Origin of the sequence: Micromonospora sp. LOL_021, assembly GCF_048060215.1 — a bacterium.
In the GTDB taxonomy this organism is placed as follows: domain Bacteria; phylum Actinomycetota; class Actinomycetes; order Mycobacteriales; family Micromonosporaceae; genus Micromonospora_E.
The window spans coordinates 1-18411 of record NZ_JBHMIN010000013.1 but is presented as its reverse complement, the minus strand read 5'-3'; the positions used below and the strand labels follow the sequence as shown (position 1 = coordinate 18411).

The window sequence follows — 18411 nt, the reverse complement described above, 5'->3', positions numbered from 1 at the left end:
TGTGGCCAGGGGTTGGTTCCGCCCGATCTGGAACGGTGGGGTACCAGGTCGGCGACCGGGCCGGCGACCCGCACGGGGGAGGTCGCCGGCCCGCCCTGGTTGCGGCGCGGTCTGTCACCGGACCGCCCGGCCGGGACGTCATGCCGGGTACAGGCGCCGAACCGGCGCCGGCAGACATGGCCAGCAGCACCGGAGAGGCGGTCACCGTGGCAGGTGAGATGAGGCGACTGCTGGAACAGGAGCTGGCCGCCCGGCCGGCCCCACCGATCGGCGATCTGGTCACCGAGTCGGTACGCCTGGGGCGGCGGCGCCGCCGCAACCGACGGGCCGTCGGCGTCGGGATAGCCGCCGCCCTGGCGACGGGTGCCGTACTGCTGGTTCCGGCGGTGGTGGGGGTCGGGCTCCCGGTGCCAGGCGGTGAACGGTCCGACGTCGGTGCGCCGGGTATCGGTCAGCCGGCGGCACCGGCCGGGCCGGTCACCCCCGGCGCGGAACCGGCCGAGGCGACGAGCATCGAACCAGTGCCGCCGGCAACCGGGGAGCCGACGGTCCGCTCCGGATGTGACGTCGACGGCGGCACCGCCACGGTCACCGCGCTGCCTGCCGCGCCCACCGACGTGGCCAACTGTCCGGTCGCCGAGGTGTGGGACCTCGACATCCCGCCGGTCGCCACCGGTGACACCGCACCGGCCACCGCACAAGGTGCGCTGGAACTGCTCACCCGGCTGCTGCCGGCCGGCCGGATCAGCGGGTACGCCAAGGGCGACCCGGCCGGGTCGGCGGGCGCGGTGGCGGTACAGCTCCAGCTGGACCGGGGAGACGGACCCCTGCTGATCCGGTTCTCGGTGTCGGCCGACCAGTTGCCGGCCGACACGCTGGCGGCGGGCTGCGCCGCCGGCCAGATCTGCTACCCACTGGCCGACGGCGGCACGGTGATCTTCGACGATGTCTCCGACGCCTGCCTCGGTGGCCGCTCGGTGCGGTACCACCGGGCCGACGGCACCCTGGTCCAGCTGGATCTGGCCCGATGCCGCAGTGGCCCGGCCCGGAGCACTCCGCTACCGACGGCGTTGACCGGCCAGGAGGCCCTCGCCGTCGTCCTCGATCCGCGCTGGGGTAGCCGGCTGCCAGCGGACCTGGTACACGACGGCGGCGTCAGGTTCGGCGAACTGCCCGTGGCCGGCACCCGTTGACCAGCCGGCCCCGTCGCCCGCACTACTGTTGACCGGTGGCCCGTCTGTCGCCAGGTGACCATCGTCCGGAGCGGGATCGTGACCCCGCGGGCCGGCCACGCAACGCCCGGCCGCGCGACGAGCTGGGTCGGCCGTTGCCGCCGGGCGCGTCGGGCGTACCGACCATGCCCGACGATCTGGTGCTCACCCCGCACGACGCGCTCGACGAGGCGCAGCGGCTACTCGACGCCGGCCGGCCGTTCCACGCGCACGAGGTGCTGGAGTCGGCCTGGAAGGCGGCACCGCCGATGGAGCGTGAGTTCTGGCGCGGGCTGGCGCAGCTGGCGGTCGGGCTCACCCACGCACGGCGGGGCAACCCGGCCGGCGCGGCGCGGCTGCTGGCCAGGGCCGCGGACCGGATCGCGCCGTACGCCGGGCAGCGGCCGTACGGCGTACCCGTGCCGGATCTGGTGCGGTTCGGCCGGCAGACGGCCGACCGGCTCGCCCACGACGCGGCCGTCGACCTCACTGTTCGGCTGCGGGCCGGTCCGGGCCACGCGACAACCGCTCGGTGATCTCCCCAGCCGGCACCGGCCGGCCGAAATGCCAGCCCTGGGCCTGGTCGCAGCCGAGTGCCACCAGCCGGTCCGCCTGTTCACCGGTCTCCACCGCCTCGGCGGTGACCGTCAGGTTGAGCGCGTGGGCCAGCCGGACCAGCGCGTCGACGATCCGCTCGTCGCGGTCGCCCTCCGGACCGGCGACCCGCATCCCTTCCACGAAGGGACCGGCGAGTTTGAGCACGTGGATCGGCATCCGCCGCAGGTAGGCGAGGTTGGAGTAGCCGGTACCGAAGTCGTCGATGGCCAACCGGACACCGAGCCCGGCCAGCCGGCGCAGTGCCGGCAGCGGCTCACCGCCGGTGGCCATCACCGCGCTCTCGGTCAGTTCCAGCTGCAGCAGCTCCGGTGGCAGACCGGTCCGGGTGAGCACCCCGGCCACCTCCCCGACGAGCTGCGGGTCGCTGACCTGGCGGGCAGAGATGTTGACGCTGACCACGATCGGCGCCTGCGGGTGCTCGGCCCGCCACCGGCTCGCCTGCCGGCACGCCTGTTCCAGCACCCACCGGCCGAGCCGGACGATCAGCCCGGTCTCCTCGGCGAGGGCGACGAACCGGTCCGGTCCGAGCCGGCCGAGCGTCGGATGCTGCCAGCGGATCAGCGCCTCGACGGCGGACACCGTCCGGTCGGACAGCCGGGTGATCGGCTGGTACTCGACGACGAACTCGCCACGGTCCAGCGCGGCCGGCAGCGCGGCGGCGAGCGCCGAGCGGGTGACGTCGCGCGCGCCGCGTACCGGGTCGAAGACGGCCCACCGGCCTCGCCCGTCGGCCTTGGCCCAGTACAGCGTGGTGTCGGCGGCCTTCATCACCTCGGTCGGCGTCGTGCCGGCCGTGGGCGAGGCGACGACCCCGATGCTCGCCGACACGGTCAGCTGGTGCCCGTCGACCTGGATCGGAGCGGCCAGCGCGGCCAGCGCGGCCTGGGCGACACCGACCAGTTGCGGCGTGCCGGTGCAGTGGGTCACCAGGATCACGAACTCGTCGCCGCCCATCCGGGCGACCAGGTGCCCGGAGTCGACGGCGCTGTCGGCGAGCCGCCGCGCCACCACGGCGAGCAGTTGGTCGCCGACGTCGTGACCGAGCCCGTCGTTGATCGACTTGAACCCGTCGAGATCCAGGAAGCAGACGCCGACCTCTCCGTCCGGATCGGCCAGCGCCCGGGCGAGCCGGTCGACGAACAGCACCCGGTTGGGCAGCCCGGTCAGCGGGTCGTGCTCGGCCTGGAAACGCAGCCGCTCCTGCAGCTCGTACCGGTCGGTGATGTCCTCGACCATCGCGACGGTGAACCGGGGTCGGCCGTCGTCGTGCCGGATCAGCGACACCGCGAGGTCCGTCCAGATCGGTGCGCCGTCCTTGCGGTAGTAGCGCTTCTCCACTCGGGCCCGGTCGTGCTTGCCCTCGATGAGTTCAAGGTAGAACTGGTACATGCCGGGCGCGTCGTCCGGGTGGAACAGCTGCCCGACGTTGATTTCCCGCAGTTCCGCGATGGTGTAGCCGAGCATGTCGGCGAACGCCTGGTTGACGTCGATGATCCGCCCGTCGAGGTCGGCCAGCCCGATGCCGATCGCCGCGCCGGTGAAGACCGCGCGGAACCGGATTTCGCTGTCCCGCAGCGCCTGCTCGGCCGCGTCCCGGGCGGACCAGGCCGCCTGCCGGATGCTGGACTGCTGCGCGAAGGTCCGGTTGCGCAGCGCCCGGGCGTACCCCTCGGCGAGCGCGCCCTGCAGGCGGCTGATCCGTTCCCGGGCCGGCACCGACGTCGCCAGCTGCGGCAGCACCAGCGGCAGGAAGTCCTCGCCGAGTGCCTGCACGGTCCAGCCCAGCACGGCCGGTTCGGTCAGGTGGCCCTCTACCAGCCAGCGCCCGATGTCCCGGCCGGCCTGGCCGTCGAACGTCCCGGCCAGCACCGCCGCGGCCAGCCGCAGCGTGTGCCCGTGCAGGATGTCGGCAGTCTCGGCGCAGCTCAGCGGCAGATAGCCGAGCCCGGCGGCGGCGGTCGCCCAGTCCCGGGCGAAGCGTCGCGCGCCCTCGGGATCGGCACCGCCATCGCCCGTCTCGGACGTCGTCATGGTCAGACCGCGGCGGCGTCCAGGCGGGCGACGCCGCCGAAGGCGCCGAACCGCTCCGGGTGGGCGTCCACCTCGGCAGCGGTGTCCGGCCGCCACAGTGGCAGGTGGACCACCCCCGGATCGACGATGGTGAAGTCACCGAACATCGCGGTCACCTCGGCTCGCGAGCGCAACGTGATCTCGGTGTCGGTCCGGGCCGACAATCGCTGCGCGGCCAGCACTTCCGGCGGCTGGTCCTCGTAGGTGGCGTGGGAGATCACCAGGTAGCTGCCGACCGTCACGGCCGCCCGCAACCGCCGCAGGACGCCCTGCGGATCGTCGGCGTCGGGTACGAAGTGCGCCACCCCGGCGAGCAGGATGCCGACCGGACGGGTGAAGTCGATCAGCCCGGTCGCGGCGGCCTGCGCGCAGATCGCCTCCGGCTCGCGCAGATCGGCCTGCAGGACCGCGGCCCGTCCCACCTCGGCCAGGATGCTCCGACTGTGCGCCACGGCCACCGGGTCGATGTCCACGTAGACCACGGTGGCCGCCGGGTTGACCGCGTGGGCCACCTCGTGGACGTTGCCTACCGTCGGGATGCCGGAGCCGATGTCCAGGAACTGGTCGACGCCGTCGGCGAGCAGCGCCCGCACCGCCCGACGCAGGAACGCCCGACCGGCCCGCATGGTCTCCGCCAGGTGCGGCGTCATCGCGGCGATCTGCTCGGCGAGTTGCCGGTCCACGTCGAAGTTGTGGGCCCCGCCGAGAAAGTAGTCGTAGACCCGCGCGGCGCTGGGGCGACTGAGGTCTACTCCGGCCGGGACTCCACTGGCCTGCTCCGCCATCCTGCCTCCAGCTCGTTCGCGACGTCCGCGTCGGCCCAGCCGTGACGGGCGGGTCGGCACGGGCACCAGCCGTCCGCACCGGGCGCCGGCCCATGCTAACGCCACGACGGTGGAATGTGCACCGTTGGCAGGTTCACGACATTGCCTGAATCCGGCCCGACACCCGCCCACCGGACCGGGTGGTCCGCCGGACCGGCGTTCGCCAGCCCAGCCGTTCGGCGGACTCGTTCAGCGGCTCGTTCAGCGGGCCGACTCGAGCAGCAGCGAGATGCCCTGCCCGACCCCGATGCACATCGTGCACAGCGCCCGGTCGGCGTCGCGGACCCCGAGCTCCAGCGCGGCGGTCAGCGCCAGCCGCGCCCCGCTGGCCCCGAGCGGGTGCCCGAGGGCGATCGCCCCGCCGTTCGGGTTGACGTGCTCCGCCTCGGCCGGCAGACCCAGCTCCCGCAGCACCGCCACCGCCTGCGCGGCGAACGCCTCGTTGAGCTCCACGACGTCCACCTCGGACAGCTCGACGCCCAGCCGACCGAGCAACCGGCGGGTGGCCGGCACCGGCCCGATGCCCATCACCCGAGGCTCGACGCCAGCGGTGGCCGCGCCGGCCACCCGGGCCAGCGGGGTGAGACCGTACCGGCGGACGGCGGCGTCACTGGCCACCAGCAGCGCGACCGCGCCGTCGTTGACCCCGGAGGAGTTGCCGGCGGTCACCGTACCGCCGGAGCGGAACGGTGTCGGCAGGGCGGCCAGCTTCTCCAGCGACGTCTGCCGGGGATGTTCGTCGACCGATACGGTCACCCTGCCCTTGCGGCCCTGCGGCACCTCGATCGGCACGATCTCGGTGGCCAACCGGCCGCTCGCCTGGGCCTGGGCGGCCCGCTGCTGGGACCGCAGCGCGAAGGCGTCCTGTACGGCCCGCTCCACACCGTACTCGGCGGCCACGTTCTCCGCCGTCTCCGGCATCGAGTCGGTGCCCCAGCCGGCCCGCATCAGCGGGTTGACCAGCCGCCAGCCGATGGTGGTGTCGTGGATCTCCCCGGTACGCGCGTACGCCGTCTCTGCCTTCGGCAGCACGAACGGCGCCCGACTCATGCTCTCCACCCCGCCGGCGACGACCAGGTCCGCCTCGCCGGCGACCACCGAGCGGGCGGCGATCGCCACCGCGTCCAGCCCGGAGCCGCAGAGCCGGTTCACCGTGGTGCCGCTGGTCCGGGTCGGCAGGCCGGCCAGCAGCGCCGCCATCCGGGCCACGTTGCGGTTGTCCTCGCCGGCCTGGTTGGCGCAGCCGAGCACCACGTCGTCCACGTCGTCCCAGTCGACCGAGGGGTGCCGAGCGACGAGTTCGCGGATCACCTGGGCGGCCAGATCGTCCGGACGCACCGGGGCGAGCGCTCCCGCGTACCGGCCGAACGGTGTGCGCACCCCGGCGACGAGATAGGCGACGGGCATCTCGATCCTCCTCGAAAAGGGTCAGGGCCGGCGGAAAGAGTCAGGGCCGGACGGCCTGGGCGGGTGGTCGCTGCCCCCGCTTGGCCGCCTGGATCTGCTCGTAGACGTGCCCGCGCAGCTGGGTGAAGCGCGGCTCGGCGCGGGTGTGCAGCTGGTCGCGGGCGTCCGGCAGGTCGATCCGCAGGCTCTCCTGCACCACGGTCGGCGACGAGGACAGGATCAGCACCCGCTGCCCCAGGTAGACCGCCTCGTCGATGTCGTGGGTGACGAACAGGATGGTCACCCCGAGCCGCTGCCACAGCTGGCGGATCAGGTCCTCCAGGTCCGCGCGGGTCTGGGCGTCGACCGCAGCGAACGGCTCGTCCATCAACAGCACGTCCGGCTGGTACGCGACCGCGCGGGCGATCGCCACCCGCTGCTGCATGCCGCCGGACAGCTGCCACGGATAGGCGTTGTGGGTGTCGGCCAGACCGACGGCGGCCAGCGCCTCGTCGACCAGTTCCCGGCGCTTGCTCCGGGCGATGCGCTTCTGCCGCAGCGGCAGCTCGACGTTGTCCCGCACGCTCATCCACGGGAACAGGCTGCGCCCGTACTCCTGGAAGACGACCGCCATGCCGGGCGGCGGCCCGGTGATCGGCCTGCCGCGCAGCCGGACCTCGCCGGACGTCGGCGGCAGCAGCCCGGCCATGCACTTGAGCAGGGTGGTCTTGCCGCAGCCGGAGGGGCCGACCAGGCAGACCAGGTCGCCGTCGTCGATGGTAAAGGTGAGGTCGCGCACCGCCTCGACCTGGCGTTGCCGCCCGTCGTAGACCTTACGCAGGCCCTGGACATCGAGCATGGGCTCGTTACCTCTCTATCGTTTCCGGCGTGGCCGCGCCGGGCGGCCACGCCGGGCAGCGGGTCATGAGCTGCGCTGCGCCTGGCGCAGGCCGTGGTACCAGGCCAACGCCCGCATCTCGACGAAGCGGAAGAGCACCGACAGGGCGAAGCCGAGCAGGCCGAGCAGCAGGATGCCGGTCCACATCTGCGGGATCGCGAAGGTGCGCTGGAACTGCACGATGGTGAACCCGAGACCGTTGCTGGCCGCGAACATCTCGCTGATCACCATCAGGATGATGCCGATCGACAGGGCCTGGCGCATCCCGGCGGCGATCTGCGGGCTGGCCGACGGCAGCACCAGGTGCCGCAGCCGGGCCGGGCCGGTCAGGCCGTAGGAGCGGGCCGTGTCGGTGAGCACCTCGTCGGTGGCGCGCACGCCCTCGACGGTGTTGAGCAGGATCGGCCAGACGCAGCCGGCCGCGATCACCACGATCTTCATGGTGTTCTCGATGCCGGCGAAGAGCATGATGATCGGCACCAGCACCGGCGGCGGGATGGCTCGGAAGAACTCCAGCACCGGTTCCAGCGTGGCCCGGACGGTGCGGATGCTGCCGACCAGTACACCGAGCGCGACACCGGCAAGCACCGCCACCGCGTAACCGGCGGCCAGCCGCAGCAGGCTGGGCAGTACGTCGGCCCGCAGGCGCTCGACGGTCCAGGTTTCGGCGAAGGTGCCGAGGATCTTGCTCAGCGGCGGCGCGTAGAAGCTGGTGCTGCCGGCGCTGCTGAACCACCAGACGGCGAGCAGTACGGCCGGCAGCGCGACGACCAGCCCGGCCCGCTTCAGCACCCCGGTCATACGATCACCTCGCCGCGCATCGACTGGTGCCAGGACAGTGCCCGCCGCTCGACCGCCCGGGCGATCAGGTTGATCCCGACGCCGAGCAGCCCGGTGACCACCACCAGGGCGTACATCAGGTCGACGGCGCCGGAGGTCTGCGCGACGGCGATCCGGTTGCCCAGCCCGGGTGCGCCGATGACCAGCTCTGCGGTGATCGCCAGCACCAGGGCGACCGCGGCGGCGAGCCGCACGCCGGTCATCACGTACGGCAGCGAGGTCGGCCAGATGACGTGGCGGATTCGGGCCCACCGGCCGAGGCCGTAGCTGCGGGCGGTTTCGTCGGCGACCGGGTCGACGTCCTGTACGCCGTACAGGACCTGGACCAGCACCTGCCAGAACGCCGCGTAGACGACCAGGAGCAAGGTCGATTCGAGGCCGGTGCCGTAGAGCAGCACGGCGAGCGGGATCAGCGCGACCGACGGGATCGGCCGCAGGAACTCGATGGTCGAGGCGGTGACCGCGCGCAGCGCCGGCACCGAACCGATGAGTACGCCGAGCGCGATGCCGGCAGCGACCGCGATGGCCAGGCCGATCGCCCAGCCGGTCAGCGTGTCACGGAGCGCCGACCAGAAGGCACCGTCGCCGAGCAGCTCGACCAGGGCGGCGAGGATCTCGGTGGCCGGCGGCAGGTAGCGCGGCGAGACGAGCGGGGTCGACGGGAGGACCTGCACCAGGACCAGCAGGCCGGCCAGGCCGGCGACGCCGAGCAGCGCTGTCGGTGGTCGGCGTCGCCGGCTGAGTGCGGCCCGGTGGGCTGCTGCTGACGTGCCCCGGTCGGGGCCGGCGGAGCCGGCCCCGACCGGGGTGTTGTCGACCGCTGTCACGGCAGCAGCGCGTCCAGATCGGGCTCGGACTCGAAGACACCGTCGGCGAGACCGAGCTCGGCGACCCGCTCGATCGACGCCCGGTTGATTTCGGCCGGCCACATCGGCAGCGTCATCGCGTCCAGGATCGCCTGGTCGATGTCGGTGTAGCTGCGCAGCACGGTGCGCACCTCGTCGGGGTGCGCGTTGGCGTAGGACAGCGACTCGGCCATCGCCTCCTGGAAGTTCTCGACCAGATCGGGGTTCTCCTGGGCGAGCTTGGTGCTGGTGAAGTAGACCGCGACGGTCAGGTTCGGGGCGGTGTCGACGAAGTTCCAGGCGACGACCCGGCCACCGGCGTCCTTGGCGATGGCGAGCGACGGCTCGACCATCCAGGCGGCGTCGACGTCGCCGTTGGCGACGGCGGCCGGCATCTGCGGGAACGCCATCTCGACGAACTCGATGTCGTCCGGGTTGCCGCCGGCCTTGCGCACCGACTCGCGGACGCTGGTGTCGCCGATGTTCTTCAACGTGTTCACCGCGACCTTCTTGCCGGCCAGGTCGGCGGCGGTCTGGATCGGGCTGTCCTCGCGGACCACCACGCCACCGAAGTCGGCCTCGGGGTTGCCGGTGGAGGCCACACCGTTGGCGACGATCTGCACCGGCACGTCGGCGGTCTGCGCGGTGAGCAGGGAGGTCACGTTGCTGAAGCCGAACTGGAACTGCTCGCTGACCACGCCGGGGACGATCGCGGCACCACCTTGACCGCTCTCCATGGTCAGGTTGATGCCGCGCTTGGCGAAGAAGCCTTTCTCCTCACCGAGGTAGATCGGTGCGACGTCGACGATCGGGATGATGCCGACAGTGACGTCGGTGACGTCGTCGGTGACGCCGGCCTCGTCGGTGGACGAGTCGGAACCACAGGCGGCGGTGACCAGCAGCGCGGCAGCCAGGGTGAGGGCGACGAGGGGCCGTCGCATGGGACCTCCAGGGGATGGGTTCGAGGTTGAGTCGGTCAGGGGTGTTCGCTGACCGAACGGTGGTTCTTATGATGAACGTACGGCCCGACGAGGGCCCGCGTCAATGTCACATATCGGAAAAGTCCCTGCCAACCCGGCAGGTGGAGGGAGCGTCGTGCGAACCCAGGTTGGCATCATCGGAGCGGGACCAGCGGGTTTGATGCTCGCCCACCTGCTGCATCTCGAGGGTATCGACTCGGTCGTGCTGGAGACCCGCGGGCGGGCGTACGTGGAGAGCCGGGTCCGGGCCGGGGTGCTCGAACACGACACGGCGCAACTGCTCGCCGACACCGGCGTCGGCGCCCGGATGCGCCGCGAAGGACTCGTGCACACCGGCCTTGAGCTGCGCTTCGAAGGCGTCAGCCGGCGGATCGACCTGGCCGCGCTGACCAGCGGTCGAGGGATCACCGTCTACGGTCAGCAGGAGGTGGTGAAGGACCTGATCGCCGCCCGGCTGGCAGCCGGCGGCGAGATCCTGTTCGATGTCACCGACGTCGAGCTGGCCGGGATCGACAGCGATGCCCCGGTCATCCGGTTCGCGCACGAGGGCACGATACGCGAACTGAACTGCCTGGTGGTTGCCGGATGTGACGGTTTCCACGGGGTCTCCCGGGGCAGCATCCCCGCCTCGGCCCGACGCACCGTCGAGCACACCTACCCGTTCAGCTGGCTCGGGGTGCTGGCCCAGGCCGCCCCCTCGGCGCACGAGCTGATCTACGCCCAGCACGAACGCGGGTTCGCCCTGCACAGCATGCGCAGTCCCGAGGTGACCCGGCTCTACCTCCAGGTGCCCAACGGGACCGAATCGAGCGACTGGCCGACCGCGCGGATCTGGGACGAGCTGCACACCCGGCTGGCGACCAACGACGGCTTCACCCTGAAGGAGGGCCCGATCCTGGAGCAGGGGGTGACCCCGATGCGAAGCTTCGTTACCGAACCGATGCGCTACGGCCAGCTGTTCCTGGCCGGCGACGCGGCGCACATCGTGCCGCCGACCGGCGCGAAAGGGCTGAACCTGGCGGTCGCCGACGTCCGCTTCCTGGCCGAGGCGCTGACCACCTGGTTCCGTCAGGGACGCGGGACCGGGCTGGACGAGTACTCGGCCCGGTGCCTACGCCGGATCTGGCGGGTCCAGCACTTCTCCTCCTGGATGACCGGGCTGCTGCACCGACCCGCCGACGCCGACGAGTTCAGTCACCGGCTCCAGGTGGCCCAGTTGGAGTACGTGACGACCTCCACCGCGGCGGCGACCACCCTGGCGGAGAACTACGTGGGGCTGCCGCTGGACTGGAGCAGCCGCGTTGACACGCCGGTAACCCCGACCGTACCGTTCGCTTAGCGAACTTTTGTTCATCACACGCACCGGGGATGATGCATGGCTGAAATTTCCTCGCTGGCGGACGGTGTCGCCGACCTGGTCCACGACGGCGACAGCGTCGCCCTGGAGGGATTCACCCACCTGATCCCGACCGCGGCCGGGCAGGAGATCATCCGGCAGGGCCGACGCGACCTCACGCTGATCCGGATGACCCCGGACGTCGTCTACGACCAGCTGATCGGCGCCGGCTGCGCCAAAAAGCTGATCTTCAGCTGGGCCGGCAACCCCGGGGTCGGTTCGCTGCACCGGTTCCGCGACGCGGTACAGCGCGGCTGGCCCCGTCCGCTGGAGATCGAGGAGCACAGCCACGCCGGGATGGCCAACCGGTACGTCGCCGGCGCCGCCGGCCTGCCGTTCGCCGTGCTCCGCGGCTACGTCGGCACCGACCTCGCCGACCGCACCCCGACCATCGCGCCCATCACCTGTCCGTTCACCGGCGAAGTGCTCACCGCCGTACCGGCGCTCAACCCCGACGTCGGCATCGTGCACGCCCAACGCGCCGACCGGCACGGCAACGTGCAGATCTGGGGCATCACCGGGGTCCACAAGGAGGTCGTACTGGCGTCCGCACGGTCCCTGGTCACCGTCGAGGAGATCGTCGACGAGCTGACCCCCCGACCCGGCGCCGTGGTGCTGCCCGGCTGGGCGGTCACCCGGGTCGCCGAGGTGCCCGGCGGGGCGCACCCGTCGTACGCGATGGACTACAGCGACCGGGCCAACGACTACTACCAGCAGTGGGACGAGATCAGCCGGGACCGGGACACCTTCACCCGCTGGCTCGACGAACACGTCCTGGCCGCGGCGGGGACCGACGCGACGTACGGTGGTGCGGAATGAGCGAGCCGCAAGCCGTCGAGGGGTTCACCCGCGACGAGATGATGACCGTCGCCGCCGCCCGGGCGCTGCGCGACGACGCCCGCTGCTTCGTCGGCATCGGCCGGCCCAGCACCGCAGCCAACTTGGCCCGGCGGACCCACTCCCCCGACCTGGTGCTGGTCTACGAGTCCGGCACCATCGGCGCCAAGCCCGGCCGGCTGCCGCTGTCCATCGGCGACGGGGTGCTCGCCGAGACCGCCGACACGGTCGTGTCGGTGCCGGAGATCTTCAACTACTGGCTGCAGCCCGGCCGGATCGACGTCGGCTTCCTCGGTGCCGCGCAGATAGACCGGTACGCCAACATCAACACCACGGTGATCGGCGACGACTACACCGACCCGAAGGTACGGCTGCCCGGCGCGGGCGGAGCACCGGAAATCGCCGCCTCGTGCGGCGAGGTGATCGTCATCGTGCCGCAGAGTCGGCGTACGTTCGTCGACCGGGTCGACTTCGTCACCTCGGTCGGCTTCGGCGCGGGCCCCGGCGACCGGCAACGCCTCGGCCTGCGCGGCCGGGGTCCCACCCTGGTCATCACCGACCTCGGCATGCTGCGCCCGGACCCGGACACCTGCGAGCTGACCCTCACCCAGCTGCACCCCGGAGTGGGTGTCGAGCAGGCCGTGGCGGCCACCGGCTGGCCGCTGAAGGTCGCCGCCGACCTGACGACCACCGACGAACCCACCCCGCAGGAGCTGGCCGCCCTGCGCCAGCTGCTGAACCCCTGACCCCGGCGGGGACAGCTGACCAAGGAGGCACCGCCATGCCCGACACCACGCCCGTACGGGCCGACCGCCCCGGCGAGCTGCTCCTGCCGCGCTACCGGCGCGACGACACCGCCGTACACCCGCCGCTGCTCTCCCCCGACTACAAGTCCACGGTGCTGCGCGCCCCGGCCGAGTCGCCGGTGCTGCTCCCGCAGACGCTCACCGAGATCACCGGCCCGCTGCTCGGCGAGGGCCGGGTCACCGCAGCCGACGCGGACCTGAGCCGCAGCGGCGACGGCGAAGCCCAGGGGCAGCGGATCGTCGTGCACGGCCAGGTCCGCGACAGCGACGGCCGGCCGGTGCCGGACACCCTGGTGGAGGTCTGGCAGGCCAATGCCGGCGGGCGCTACCTGCACAAGCTCGACCAGCATGACGTACCGCTCGATCCGCACTTCACCGGCGTCGGCCGGGCGATGACCGACTCGATGGGCCGCTACCGGTTCGTCACCATCAAGCCCGGCGCCTACCCGTGGCGCAACCACTTCAACGCGTGGCGGCCGGCGCACATCCACTTCTCGTTGTTCGGCCGGGCCTTCACCCAGCGGCTGGTGACCCAGATGTACTTCCCCGACGACCCGCTGTTCGCCTACGACCCGGTCTTCAACTCGATCCCCGACCCGGCCGCCCGGCAACGGCTGATCGCCAGCTTCGACCTGGCCAACACGGTCGAGGAATGGGCGCTCGGCTTCCGGTTCGACATCGTGCTGCGCGGCACCGAGGCGACCCCGATGGAGGAATCGTGACCATCAGCGTGACCGCGTCGGACTGGGACCAGCAGACCGGGCTGACCCCGGCGCAGACCGTCGGACCGTACCTGGGGATCGGCCTGCCCTGGCCGGACGGGCCGTTCGTGGTCGACGAGACCGACCCGGCGGCGATCTGGCTGCGTGGTCGGCTCCTCGACGGCGCCGGCGACCCGGTGCCGGACGGTCTGATCGAGACCTGGCAGGCCGACCCGCAGGGCCGGTTCGACCACCCGGACGATCCGCGCGGCGCGGTGGCCGGGTTCCGCGGCTTCGGCCGCTGCCCCACCGACGAGACAGGCGGGTGGGCGGTACGCACCCGCAAGCCGGGCCCGGTGCCCGGCCCGGACGGGCGGCCGCAGGCCCCACACGTCGCCGTGTCGGTGTTCGCCCGAGGGCTGCTGCACCGCGTCGTCACCCGGATCTACTTTCCGGACGAAGTCGACGCGAACGCCGCCGACCCGGTGCTGGCCGGGCTGCCGCAGGCCCGACGCGGCACGTTGATCGCGACCGCCGAGCCGGACGGCTACCGGTTCGACATCCGGCTACAGGGCGAGCATGAAACCATTTTCTTCGCCGTCTGAACCGGAGTCCACCATCGACGATCCCGAGCCGGTCGGTCTGTTCGACCCGCTGCTGGCCGCCGGCGCGGTCCGGGCCGCCGTCGACGACCGGGCCTGGCTGCGAGCCATGCTCGACGCCGAGGCAGCGCTGGCCCGCGCCCAGGCGGCCTGCGGAACGGTGCCGCCGGCCGCCGCCGCGACAATCACCGCCACCGCCCGCGACCACCGGTTCGACCCGGCGGCGATCGGCGCGGGTGCGACCAGCGCCGGTAACCCGGTGGTACCGCTGGTCGCCGCGTTGCGCGCCGCCGTCGGACCGGACATCGCCCGGTACGTCCACGCCGGGGCCACCAGCCAGGACATCCTGGACACCGCCGCCATGCTGGTGGTCCGCCGGGCGCTGGGGCCGATGCTGGACGACGTACGGCGGACCGCCTCGGCCGCCGCCCGGCTGGCCGCCACACACCGGGACACCCTGCTGCCCGCCCGGACCCTGCTGCAGCAGGCACTGCCGACCACCTTCGGACTGGTCGCCGCCGGCTGGCTGACCGCGTTGGACACCGCCGCCCGCCGGCTGGGCACCGTCCGGGACGAGGTCCCCGCCGTTCAGCTCGGCGGCGCCGCAGGCACCCTCGCCGCGTTCGGCACCGACGGCCCGGCTCTGGTCGATCGGCTCGCCGTCGAGCTCGACCTGGCCGCCCCGCAGCTGCCCTGGCACACCGACCGGAGCCGGCTGGCCGAGCTGGCTGGCGTGCTCGGCGGCACCGCCGGCAGCATCAGCAAGATCGCCCGCGACGTCACGCTGCACGCCCAGACCGAGGTCGCCGAGCTGGCCGAGGAACGCCCCGGCGGATCGTCGACCCTGCCGCACAAACGCAACCCGGTCGCGGCCGTCACCGCCGTCGCCTGCGCCGACCAGGCGCCCGGCCTGGTCGCCACCCTGCTTGCCGCGATGGCCCAGGAGCACCAACGGGCGGCCGGCGGCTGGCACGCCGAGTGGCGGGCGCTGCGCAGCCTGCTGGAGTCGGTCGGCTCGGCCGCCTACTGGCTACGTACCTGCCTGGAAGGGTTACGGGTCGATGCCGTGCGGATGCGGGCCAACCTCGACCTGACCGGCGGTGGGCTGCTCGCCGAACGGGTCAGCGGCGCACTCGCCGGGCAGCTCGGCCGGCACCGGGCCAACGAGATCGTCAAGGTAGCGGTCACCGGCGGTCCCGCCGCCGGGCTGGCCGAACGGCTGGCCGCCGACTCACAGGTCAGCGCGGTGCTCACCCGGGCCCAGCTGGACGAGTTGCTCGACCCGGCCGGCTACCTCGGTGCGTACCGCGAACTGATCGACCGGGCGCTGCGCGCCCACCGCAGCCGACTGACTCAGGAGGACCGCTGATGACCACCGACCGCCACCCGGTGGAGGTCGACCACGAGATCGTCGGACCCGACGGCGCGCCGGTGGTGCTGCTGGCCAACTCGCTGGGCAGCACCCGGGCGATGTGGGATCCGCAGGTGCCGGTGCTCACCGGTGCCGGGCTGCGGGTGCTGCGCTACGACACCCGGGGGCACGGCCGCTCCCCGGTACCGCCCGGTCCGTACAGTCTGGACGATCTCGGGGCCGACGTGCTCGCCCTGCTCGACCGGCTGGAGCTGGACCGGGTCCACGTGGCCGGGGTGTCCCTCGGCGGGATGACCGGGATGTGGCTGGCCGGACACGCCGCCGCCCGGGTCGACCGGCTGGTGCTCTGCTGCACCTCCGCGCTGCTCGGCCCGGCCCAGGCATGGGCCGACCGGGCGGCCACGGTGCGGGCCGAGGGCACCGGCGTGGTGGCCGACACGGTCGCGGCCCGCTGGTTCACCCCCGGGTTCGCCGCCCGGCGACCCGACGTCTTCGCCGCCGCCCGCGCGATGATCGCGGCCACCCCGGCCGAGGGGTACGCCGGCTGCTGCGTCGCGATCGGACAGATGGATTTGGCCGGGCTGCTGCCGAGGATCACCGCGCCGACCCTGGTGATCGCCGGCGCCGACGACCCGGCCACCCCGCCGTCGCACAGCGAGACGATCGTCGCCGGCATCCCCGACGCCACCCTGCAGATCGTCGCCGACGCCGCGCACCTGGCCAGCGTCGAGCAGGCCGATCAGGTGTCCGAGTTGATCCTGACGCATCTCACCGGACAGGAGGTGACCGGCGATGCCGACCGATCCGCCGGTTGACGCCACGACTCCGTCGCCCGGCCCTCGGGCCGCACCGTCGTCGTCGGATCCGAGGTATGACGCCGGGATGGCGGTACGCCGAGCGGTCCTCGGCGACGCGCACGTGGACTGGGCGGTCGCCAACACGACCGAGTTCACCGCCGACTTTCAGGACTTCATCACCCGGTACGCGTGGGGCAGCGTCTGGACCCGCGACGGGCTGGACCGGCGGACCCGCAGCTGCGTCACGCTCGCCGTACTGACCGCCCTGCACTGCACCGACGAGCTGGCGATGCACGTGCGGGCCGCGCTGCGCAACGGGTTGACCGCGCAGGAAATCAACGAGGTGCTGCTGCACACGGCGGTCTACGCGGGTGTGCCGGCCGCGAACAGCGCGTACGCGGTGGCACAGCGGGTGCTGGCCGAGAGCCCGGGACCGGATGGTCGGATCTCCGACAGCGAAGCAAGATCATCGGCGGATCCGGGCACCGTGGAACCCGGTTAGGGTTCGGCGACCATCACCACAGGAGAGTTATGAGCGAGCACGGGCGGGAAACTCATTTCGTGCAGTCGTTGGAGCGCGGCCTCGCCGTGATCCGCGCATTCGACGCCCAGCATCCTGAGTTGACACTCAGCGAGGTGGCCCGGATCTGCGACCTGACCCGCGCCGCCGCCCGCCGGTTCCTGCTCACCCTGGTCGACCTCGGCTACGTCCGCACCGACGGACGGATGTTCTCGCTCACTCCCCGGGTGCTGGAGCTGGGCTACGCCTACCTGTCCAGCATCTCGCTGCCCGAGGTCGCCGAGCCGCACCTGGAACGGCTGGTCGCCCAGGTGCACGAGTCGTCGTCGGTGTGCGTGCTGGACGGCGACTCCATCGTCTACGTGTCCCGGGTGCCGACCTCGCGGATCATGACAGTGTCGATCAACGTCGGGACCAGGTTCCCGGCGTACGCCACCTCCGTCGGCCGGGTGCTGCTGGCGCACCTGCCCGAGGAAGAGGCGGTCGCCCGGCTGGAGCGCAGCCGGCTGGACCGGCTCACCTCCCGTACCGCCCACACCATGGCGGCATTGCGGGCGGAGCTGGACCGGGTCCGCGCCCAGGGCTACGCCATCGTCGACCAGGAGTTGGAGGAAGGTCTGCGGTCGGTGGCGGCACCGATCCGGGACCGGGCCGGCAAAGTGGTCGCTGCGGTGAACATCTCGGTGCACGCCAGCCGCAACACCGTCGAGTCGATCCGCCGCGAACTGCTGCCGCACCTGCTGGCCACCGCCGCCAAGATCGAGGCCGATCTGCGGATCGCCGCGCCGGGTCGGGCCACCCGGCTGCCCGGCGCCTGACCGCGCCGCACCCGCCAGTAGGTTGTCCGGGTGGCGGGACTGAGGACGACACGGGTGCAGATCTGGACCGACGGCGCGTGCAGCGGCAACCCGGGGCCGGGCGGTTGGGGTGCCCTGCTGCGCTACGGCGAGGCCGAGAAGGAGCTGTGCGGCGGTGAGGCCGGCGCGACGACGAACAACCGGATGGAGCTCACCGCCCCGATCCGGGCGCTGGCCGCGCTGACCCGGGCGTCCACCGCCGACCTTTACACCGACAGCACTTACGTCCGCAACGGTGTCATGTCGTGGATGGCGAACTGGAAACGCAACGGCTGGCGGACGAAGGCGGGTGAGCCGGTCAAGAACGAGGACCTGTGGCGGGAACTCGACGCCGCCGTCGCCCGCCACCACGAGGTCGTCTGGCACTGGGTGAAGGGCCACGCTGGCCACGTGGAGAACGAACGCGCTGACCGGCTCGCCGCGCGCGGTCAACGGGAGGCGCTGGAGGCCGCCGGCCTCCCGGTGCCGCCGGTGCCGCAGCCGCGCCGCCGGGCCGCACCGCGCCGCAGCTGACCATCGTGTGTCGGTGGTCGGTGGTCGGTGGCACGGTAGGCGTCATGGCGATCGAGGTACGCCCTGCGACGGTGTTCGAGGACGTCGCGACCGTCGTCGGCCCGAAGCGACCGGACGCGAACGTGTGCTGGTGCCTGAGCGATCGAGGGTTACCCCGTCGACAACAGTGGCGAAAAGGTGGACCTCACGATGGCCTATGTCGGTATCCGCGCGGCCTTCGAGCACGCCGGCTTCGTGAAGGCAGCCGACACCACCTCGGTACTCGCTGGATTCCCTCAGTGAGTGTTTGCGATAGGTGTGTCGGACGGCGTGTCCGTTGGTGGGGATGGGGTTGGGTC

Annotated in this window: 19 protein-coding genes; 12 read left to right on the top strand and 7 right to left on the bottom strand. The window is 72.3% G+C overall.

Annotated elements, in window-relative coordinates; genetic code table 11:
• The first annotated feature begins 218 nt into the window (after positions 1 to 218).
• Both ACFHWT_RS11255 and ACFHWT_RS11250 read left to right on the top strand, forming a co-directional pair.
• Complete coding sequence (locus ACFHWT_RS11255; protein WP_416594547.1) at positions 219 to 1193, top strand: hypothetical protein; 975 nt, start codon at positions 219 to 221, stop codon at positions 1191 to 1193.
• Positions 1194 to 1228: 35 nt separating this feature from the next.
• Positions 1229 to 1747 carry a DUF309 domain-containing protein gene (locus tag ACFHWT_RS11250; protein WP_416594546.1) on the top strand — a complete coding sequence of 173 codons (519 nt, stop codon included), beginning with the start codon at positions 1229 to 1231 and terminating at the stop codon, positions 1745 to 1747.
• Here ACFHWT_RS11250 and ACFHWT_RS11245 read toward each other — a convergent pair.
• The 7 genes from ACFHWT_RS11245 to ACFHWT_RS11215 form a co-directional block, all read right to left on the bottom strand.
• Positions 1698 to 3860, bottom strand: a complete 2163-nt coding sequence (locus tag ACFHWT_RS11245) for a putative bifunctional diguanylate cyclase/phosphodiesterase (RefSeq protein WP_416594545.1) — start codon at positions 3858 to 3860, stop codon at positions 1698 to 1700. The genes ACFHWT_RS11250 and ACFHWT_RS11245 overlap by 50 nt on opposite strands.
• A 2-nt stretch (positions 3861 to 3862) precedes the next feature.
• Positions 3863 to 4684, bottom strand: a complete 822-nt coding sequence (locus ACFHWT_RS11240) for an SAM-dependent methyltransferase (protein ID WP_416594544.1) — start codon at positions 4682 to 4684, stop codon at positions 3863 to 3865.
• Positions 4685 to 4924: 240 nt separating this feature from the next.
• Entirely contained in the window at positions 4925 to 6130 is a 1206-nt protein-coding gene (gene pcaF, locus ACFHWT_RS11235) for a 3-oxoadipyl-CoA thiolase (protein WP_416594543.1), read from the bottom strand.
• 40 nt (positions 6131 to 6170) lie between these two features.
• The gene (locus tag ACFHWT_RS11230; protein ID WP_416594542.1) at positions 6171 to 6968 is read right to left on the bottom strand and encodes an ABC transporter ATP-binding protein; all 798 of its coding nucleotides are present in this window, start codon (positions 6966 to 6968) and stop codon (positions 6171 to 6173) included.
• A gap of 63 nt (positions 6969 to 7031) precedes the next feature.
• Positions 7032 to 7808: an ABC transporter permease gene (locus ACFHWT_RS11225; protein WP_416594541.1), complete on the bottom strand. Its 777-nt coding sequence runs from the start codon at positions 7806 to 7808 to the stop codon at positions 7032 to 7034.
• Positions 7805 to 8674, bottom strand: a complete 870-nt coding sequence (locus ACFHWT_RS11220) for an ABC transporter permease (protein ID WP_416594540.1) — start codon at positions 8672 to 8674, stop codon at positions 7805 to 7807. Before ACFHWT_RS11220 ends, ACFHWT_RS11225 begins: the two co-directional genes overlap by 4 nt.
• The gene (locus ACFHWT_RS11215; RefSeq protein WP_416594539.1) at positions 8671 to 9633 is read right to left on the bottom strand and encodes an ABC transporter substrate-binding protein; all 963 of its coding nucleotides are present in this window, start codon (positions 9631 to 9633) and stop codon (positions 8671 to 8673) included. Before ACFHWT_RS11215 ends, ACFHWT_RS11220 begins: the two co-directional genes overlap by 4 nt.
• Positions 9634 to 9787: 154 nt before the next feature.
• Between ACFHWT_RS11215 and ACFHWT_RS11210 the strand changes: the two genes are divergently transcribed.
• Genes ACFHWT_RS11210 through rnhA form a run of 10 tightly spaced genes read left to right on the top strand, consistent with a single transcriptional unit; the run spans position 9788 to position 18073 of the window.
• Positions 9788 to 11011 carry a 4-hydroxybenzoate 3-monooxygenase gene (locus ACFHWT_RS11210; protein ID WP_416594538.1) on the top strand — a complete coding sequence of 408 codons (1224 nt, stop codon included), beginning with the start codon at positions 9788 to 9790 and terminating at the stop codon, positions 11009 to 11011.
• A gap of 36 nt (positions 11012 to 11047) precedes the next feature.
• Positions 11048 to 11887: a CoA transferase subunit A gene (locus ACFHWT_RS11205; RefSeq protein ID WP_282229891.1), complete on the top strand. Its 840-nt coding sequence runs from the start codon at positions 11048 to 11050 to the stop codon at positions 11885 to 11887.
• A complete protein-coding gene (locus ACFHWT_RS11200; RefSeq protein ID WP_416594537.1) occupies positions 11884 to 12651 on the top strand; it encodes a CoA-transferase subunit beta in 768 nt (255 codons plus the stop codon). The genes ACFHWT_RS11205 and ACFHWT_RS11200 overlap by 4 nt, the downstream gene beginning before the upstream one ends.
• A gap of 35 nt (positions 12652 to 12686) precedes the next feature.
• Positions 12687 to 13433, top strand: a complete 747-nt coding sequence (gene pcaH, locus ACFHWT_RS11195) for a protocatechuate 3,4-dioxygenase subunit beta (protein WP_416594536.1) — start codon at positions 12687 to 12689, stop codon at positions 13431 to 13433.
• Entirely contained in the window at positions 13430 to 14017 is a 588-nt protein-coding gene (pcaG, locus tag ACFHWT_RS11190; RefSeq protein ID WP_416594535.1) for a protocatechuate 3,4-dioxygenase subunit alpha, read from the top strand. Before pcaH ends, pcaG begins: the two co-directional genes overlap by 4 nt.
• Positions 13992 to 15383 carry a 3-carboxy-cis,cis-muconate cycloisomerase gene (pcaB, locus tag ACFHWT_RS11185; RefSeq protein ID WP_282229887.1) on the top strand — a complete coding sequence of 464 codons (1392 nt, stop codon included), beginning with the start codon at positions 13992 to 13994 and terminating at the stop codon, positions 15381 to 15383. Before pcaG ends, pcaB begins: the two co-directional genes overlap by 26 nt.
• The gene (pcaD, locus tag ACFHWT_RS11180) at positions 15383 to 16201 is read left to right on the top strand and encodes a 3-oxoadipate enol-lactonase (RefSeq protein ID WP_416594534.1); all 819 of its coding nucleotides are present in this window, start codon (positions 15383 to 15385) and stop codon (positions 16199 to 16201) included. Before pcaB ends, pcaD begins: the two co-directional genes overlap by 1 nt.
• Entirely contained in the window at positions 16179 to 16685 is a 507-nt protein-coding gene (gene pcaC / locus ACFHWT_RS11175) for a 4-carboxymuconolactone decarboxylase (protein WP_416594533.1), read from the top strand. The genes pcaD and pcaC overlap by 23 nt, the downstream gene beginning before the upstream one ends.
• A 29-nt stretch (positions 16686 to 16714) precedes the next feature.
• Positions 16715 to 17521 (top strand): IclR family transcriptional regulator domain-containing protein, encoded by an 807-nt coding sequence (locus ACFHWT_RS11170; RefSeq protein ID WP_281553946.1) that lies wholly within the window; start codon positions 16715 to 16717, stop codon positions 17519 to 17521.
• Positions 17522 to 17575: 54 nt separating this feature from the next.
• A complete protein-coding gene (gene rnhA, locus ACFHWT_RS11165; RefSeq protein WP_416594532.1) occupies positions 17576 to 18073 on the top strand; it encodes a ribonuclease HI in 498 nt (165 codons plus the stop codon).
• Positions 18074 to 18411: the final 338 nt, after the last annotated feature.

Bases quoted from the DNA above. Each gene is read 5' to 3' on its own strand.
- ACFHWT_RS11225 (WP_416594541.1), bottom strand. From the start codon at position 7,808: ATGACCGGGGTGCTGAAGCGGGCCGGGCTGGTCGTCGCGCTGCCGGCC.
- ACFHWT_RS11215 (WP_416594539.1), bottom strand. From the start codon at position 9,633: ATGCGACGGCCCCTCGTCGCCCTCACCCTGGCTGCCGCGCTGCTGGTC.
- pcaD (WP_416594534.1), top strand. From the start codon at position 15,383: ATGACCACCGACCGCCACCCGGTGGAGGTCGACCACGAGATCGTCGGA.
- ACFHWT_RS11170 (WP_281553946.1), top strand. From the start codon at position 16,715: ATGAGCGAGCACGGGCGGGAAACTCATTTCGTGCAGTCGTTGGAGCGC.
- ACFHWT_RS11230 (WP_416594542.1), bottom strand. From the start codon at position 6,968: ATGCTCGATGTCCAGGGCCTGCGTAAGGTCTACGACGGGCGGCAACGC.
- ACFHWT_RS11200 (WP_416594537.1), top strand. From the start codon at position 11,884: ATGAGCGAGCCGCAAGCCGTCGAGGGGTTCACCCGCGACGAGATGATG.
- ACFHWT_RS11255 (WP_416594547.1), top strand. From the start codon at position 219: ATGAGGCGACTGCTGGAACAGGAGCTGGCCGCCCGGCCGGCCCCACCG.
- pcaB (WP_282229887.1), top strand. From the start codon at position 13,992: ATGAAACCATTTTCTTCGCCGTCTGAACCGGAGTCCACCATCGACGAT.
- pcaH (WP_416594536.1), top strand. From the start codon at position 12,687: ATGCCCGACACCACGCCCGTACGGGCCGACCGCCCCGGCGAGCTGCTC.
- pcaC (WP_416594533.1), top strand. From the start codon at position 16,179: ATGCCGACCGATCCGCCGGTTGACGCCACGACTCCGTCGCCCGGCCCT.
- ACFHWT_RS11205 (WP_282229891.1), top strand. From the start codon at position 11,048: ATGGCTGAAATTTCCTCGCTGGCGGACGGTGTCGCCGACCTGGTCCAC.
- pcaF (WP_416594543.1), bottom strand. From the start codon at position 6,130: ATGCCCGTCGCCTATCTCGTCGCCGGGGTGCGCACACCGTTCGGCCGG.
- ACFHWT_RS11245 (WP_416594545.1), bottom strand. From the start codon at position 3,860: ATGACGACGTCCGAGACGGGCGATGGCGGTGCCGATCCCGAGGGCGCG.
- ACFHWT_RS11240 (WP_416594544.1), bottom strand. From the start codon at position 4,684: ATGGCGGAGCAGGCCAGTGGAGTCCCGGCCGGAGTAGACCTCAGTCGC.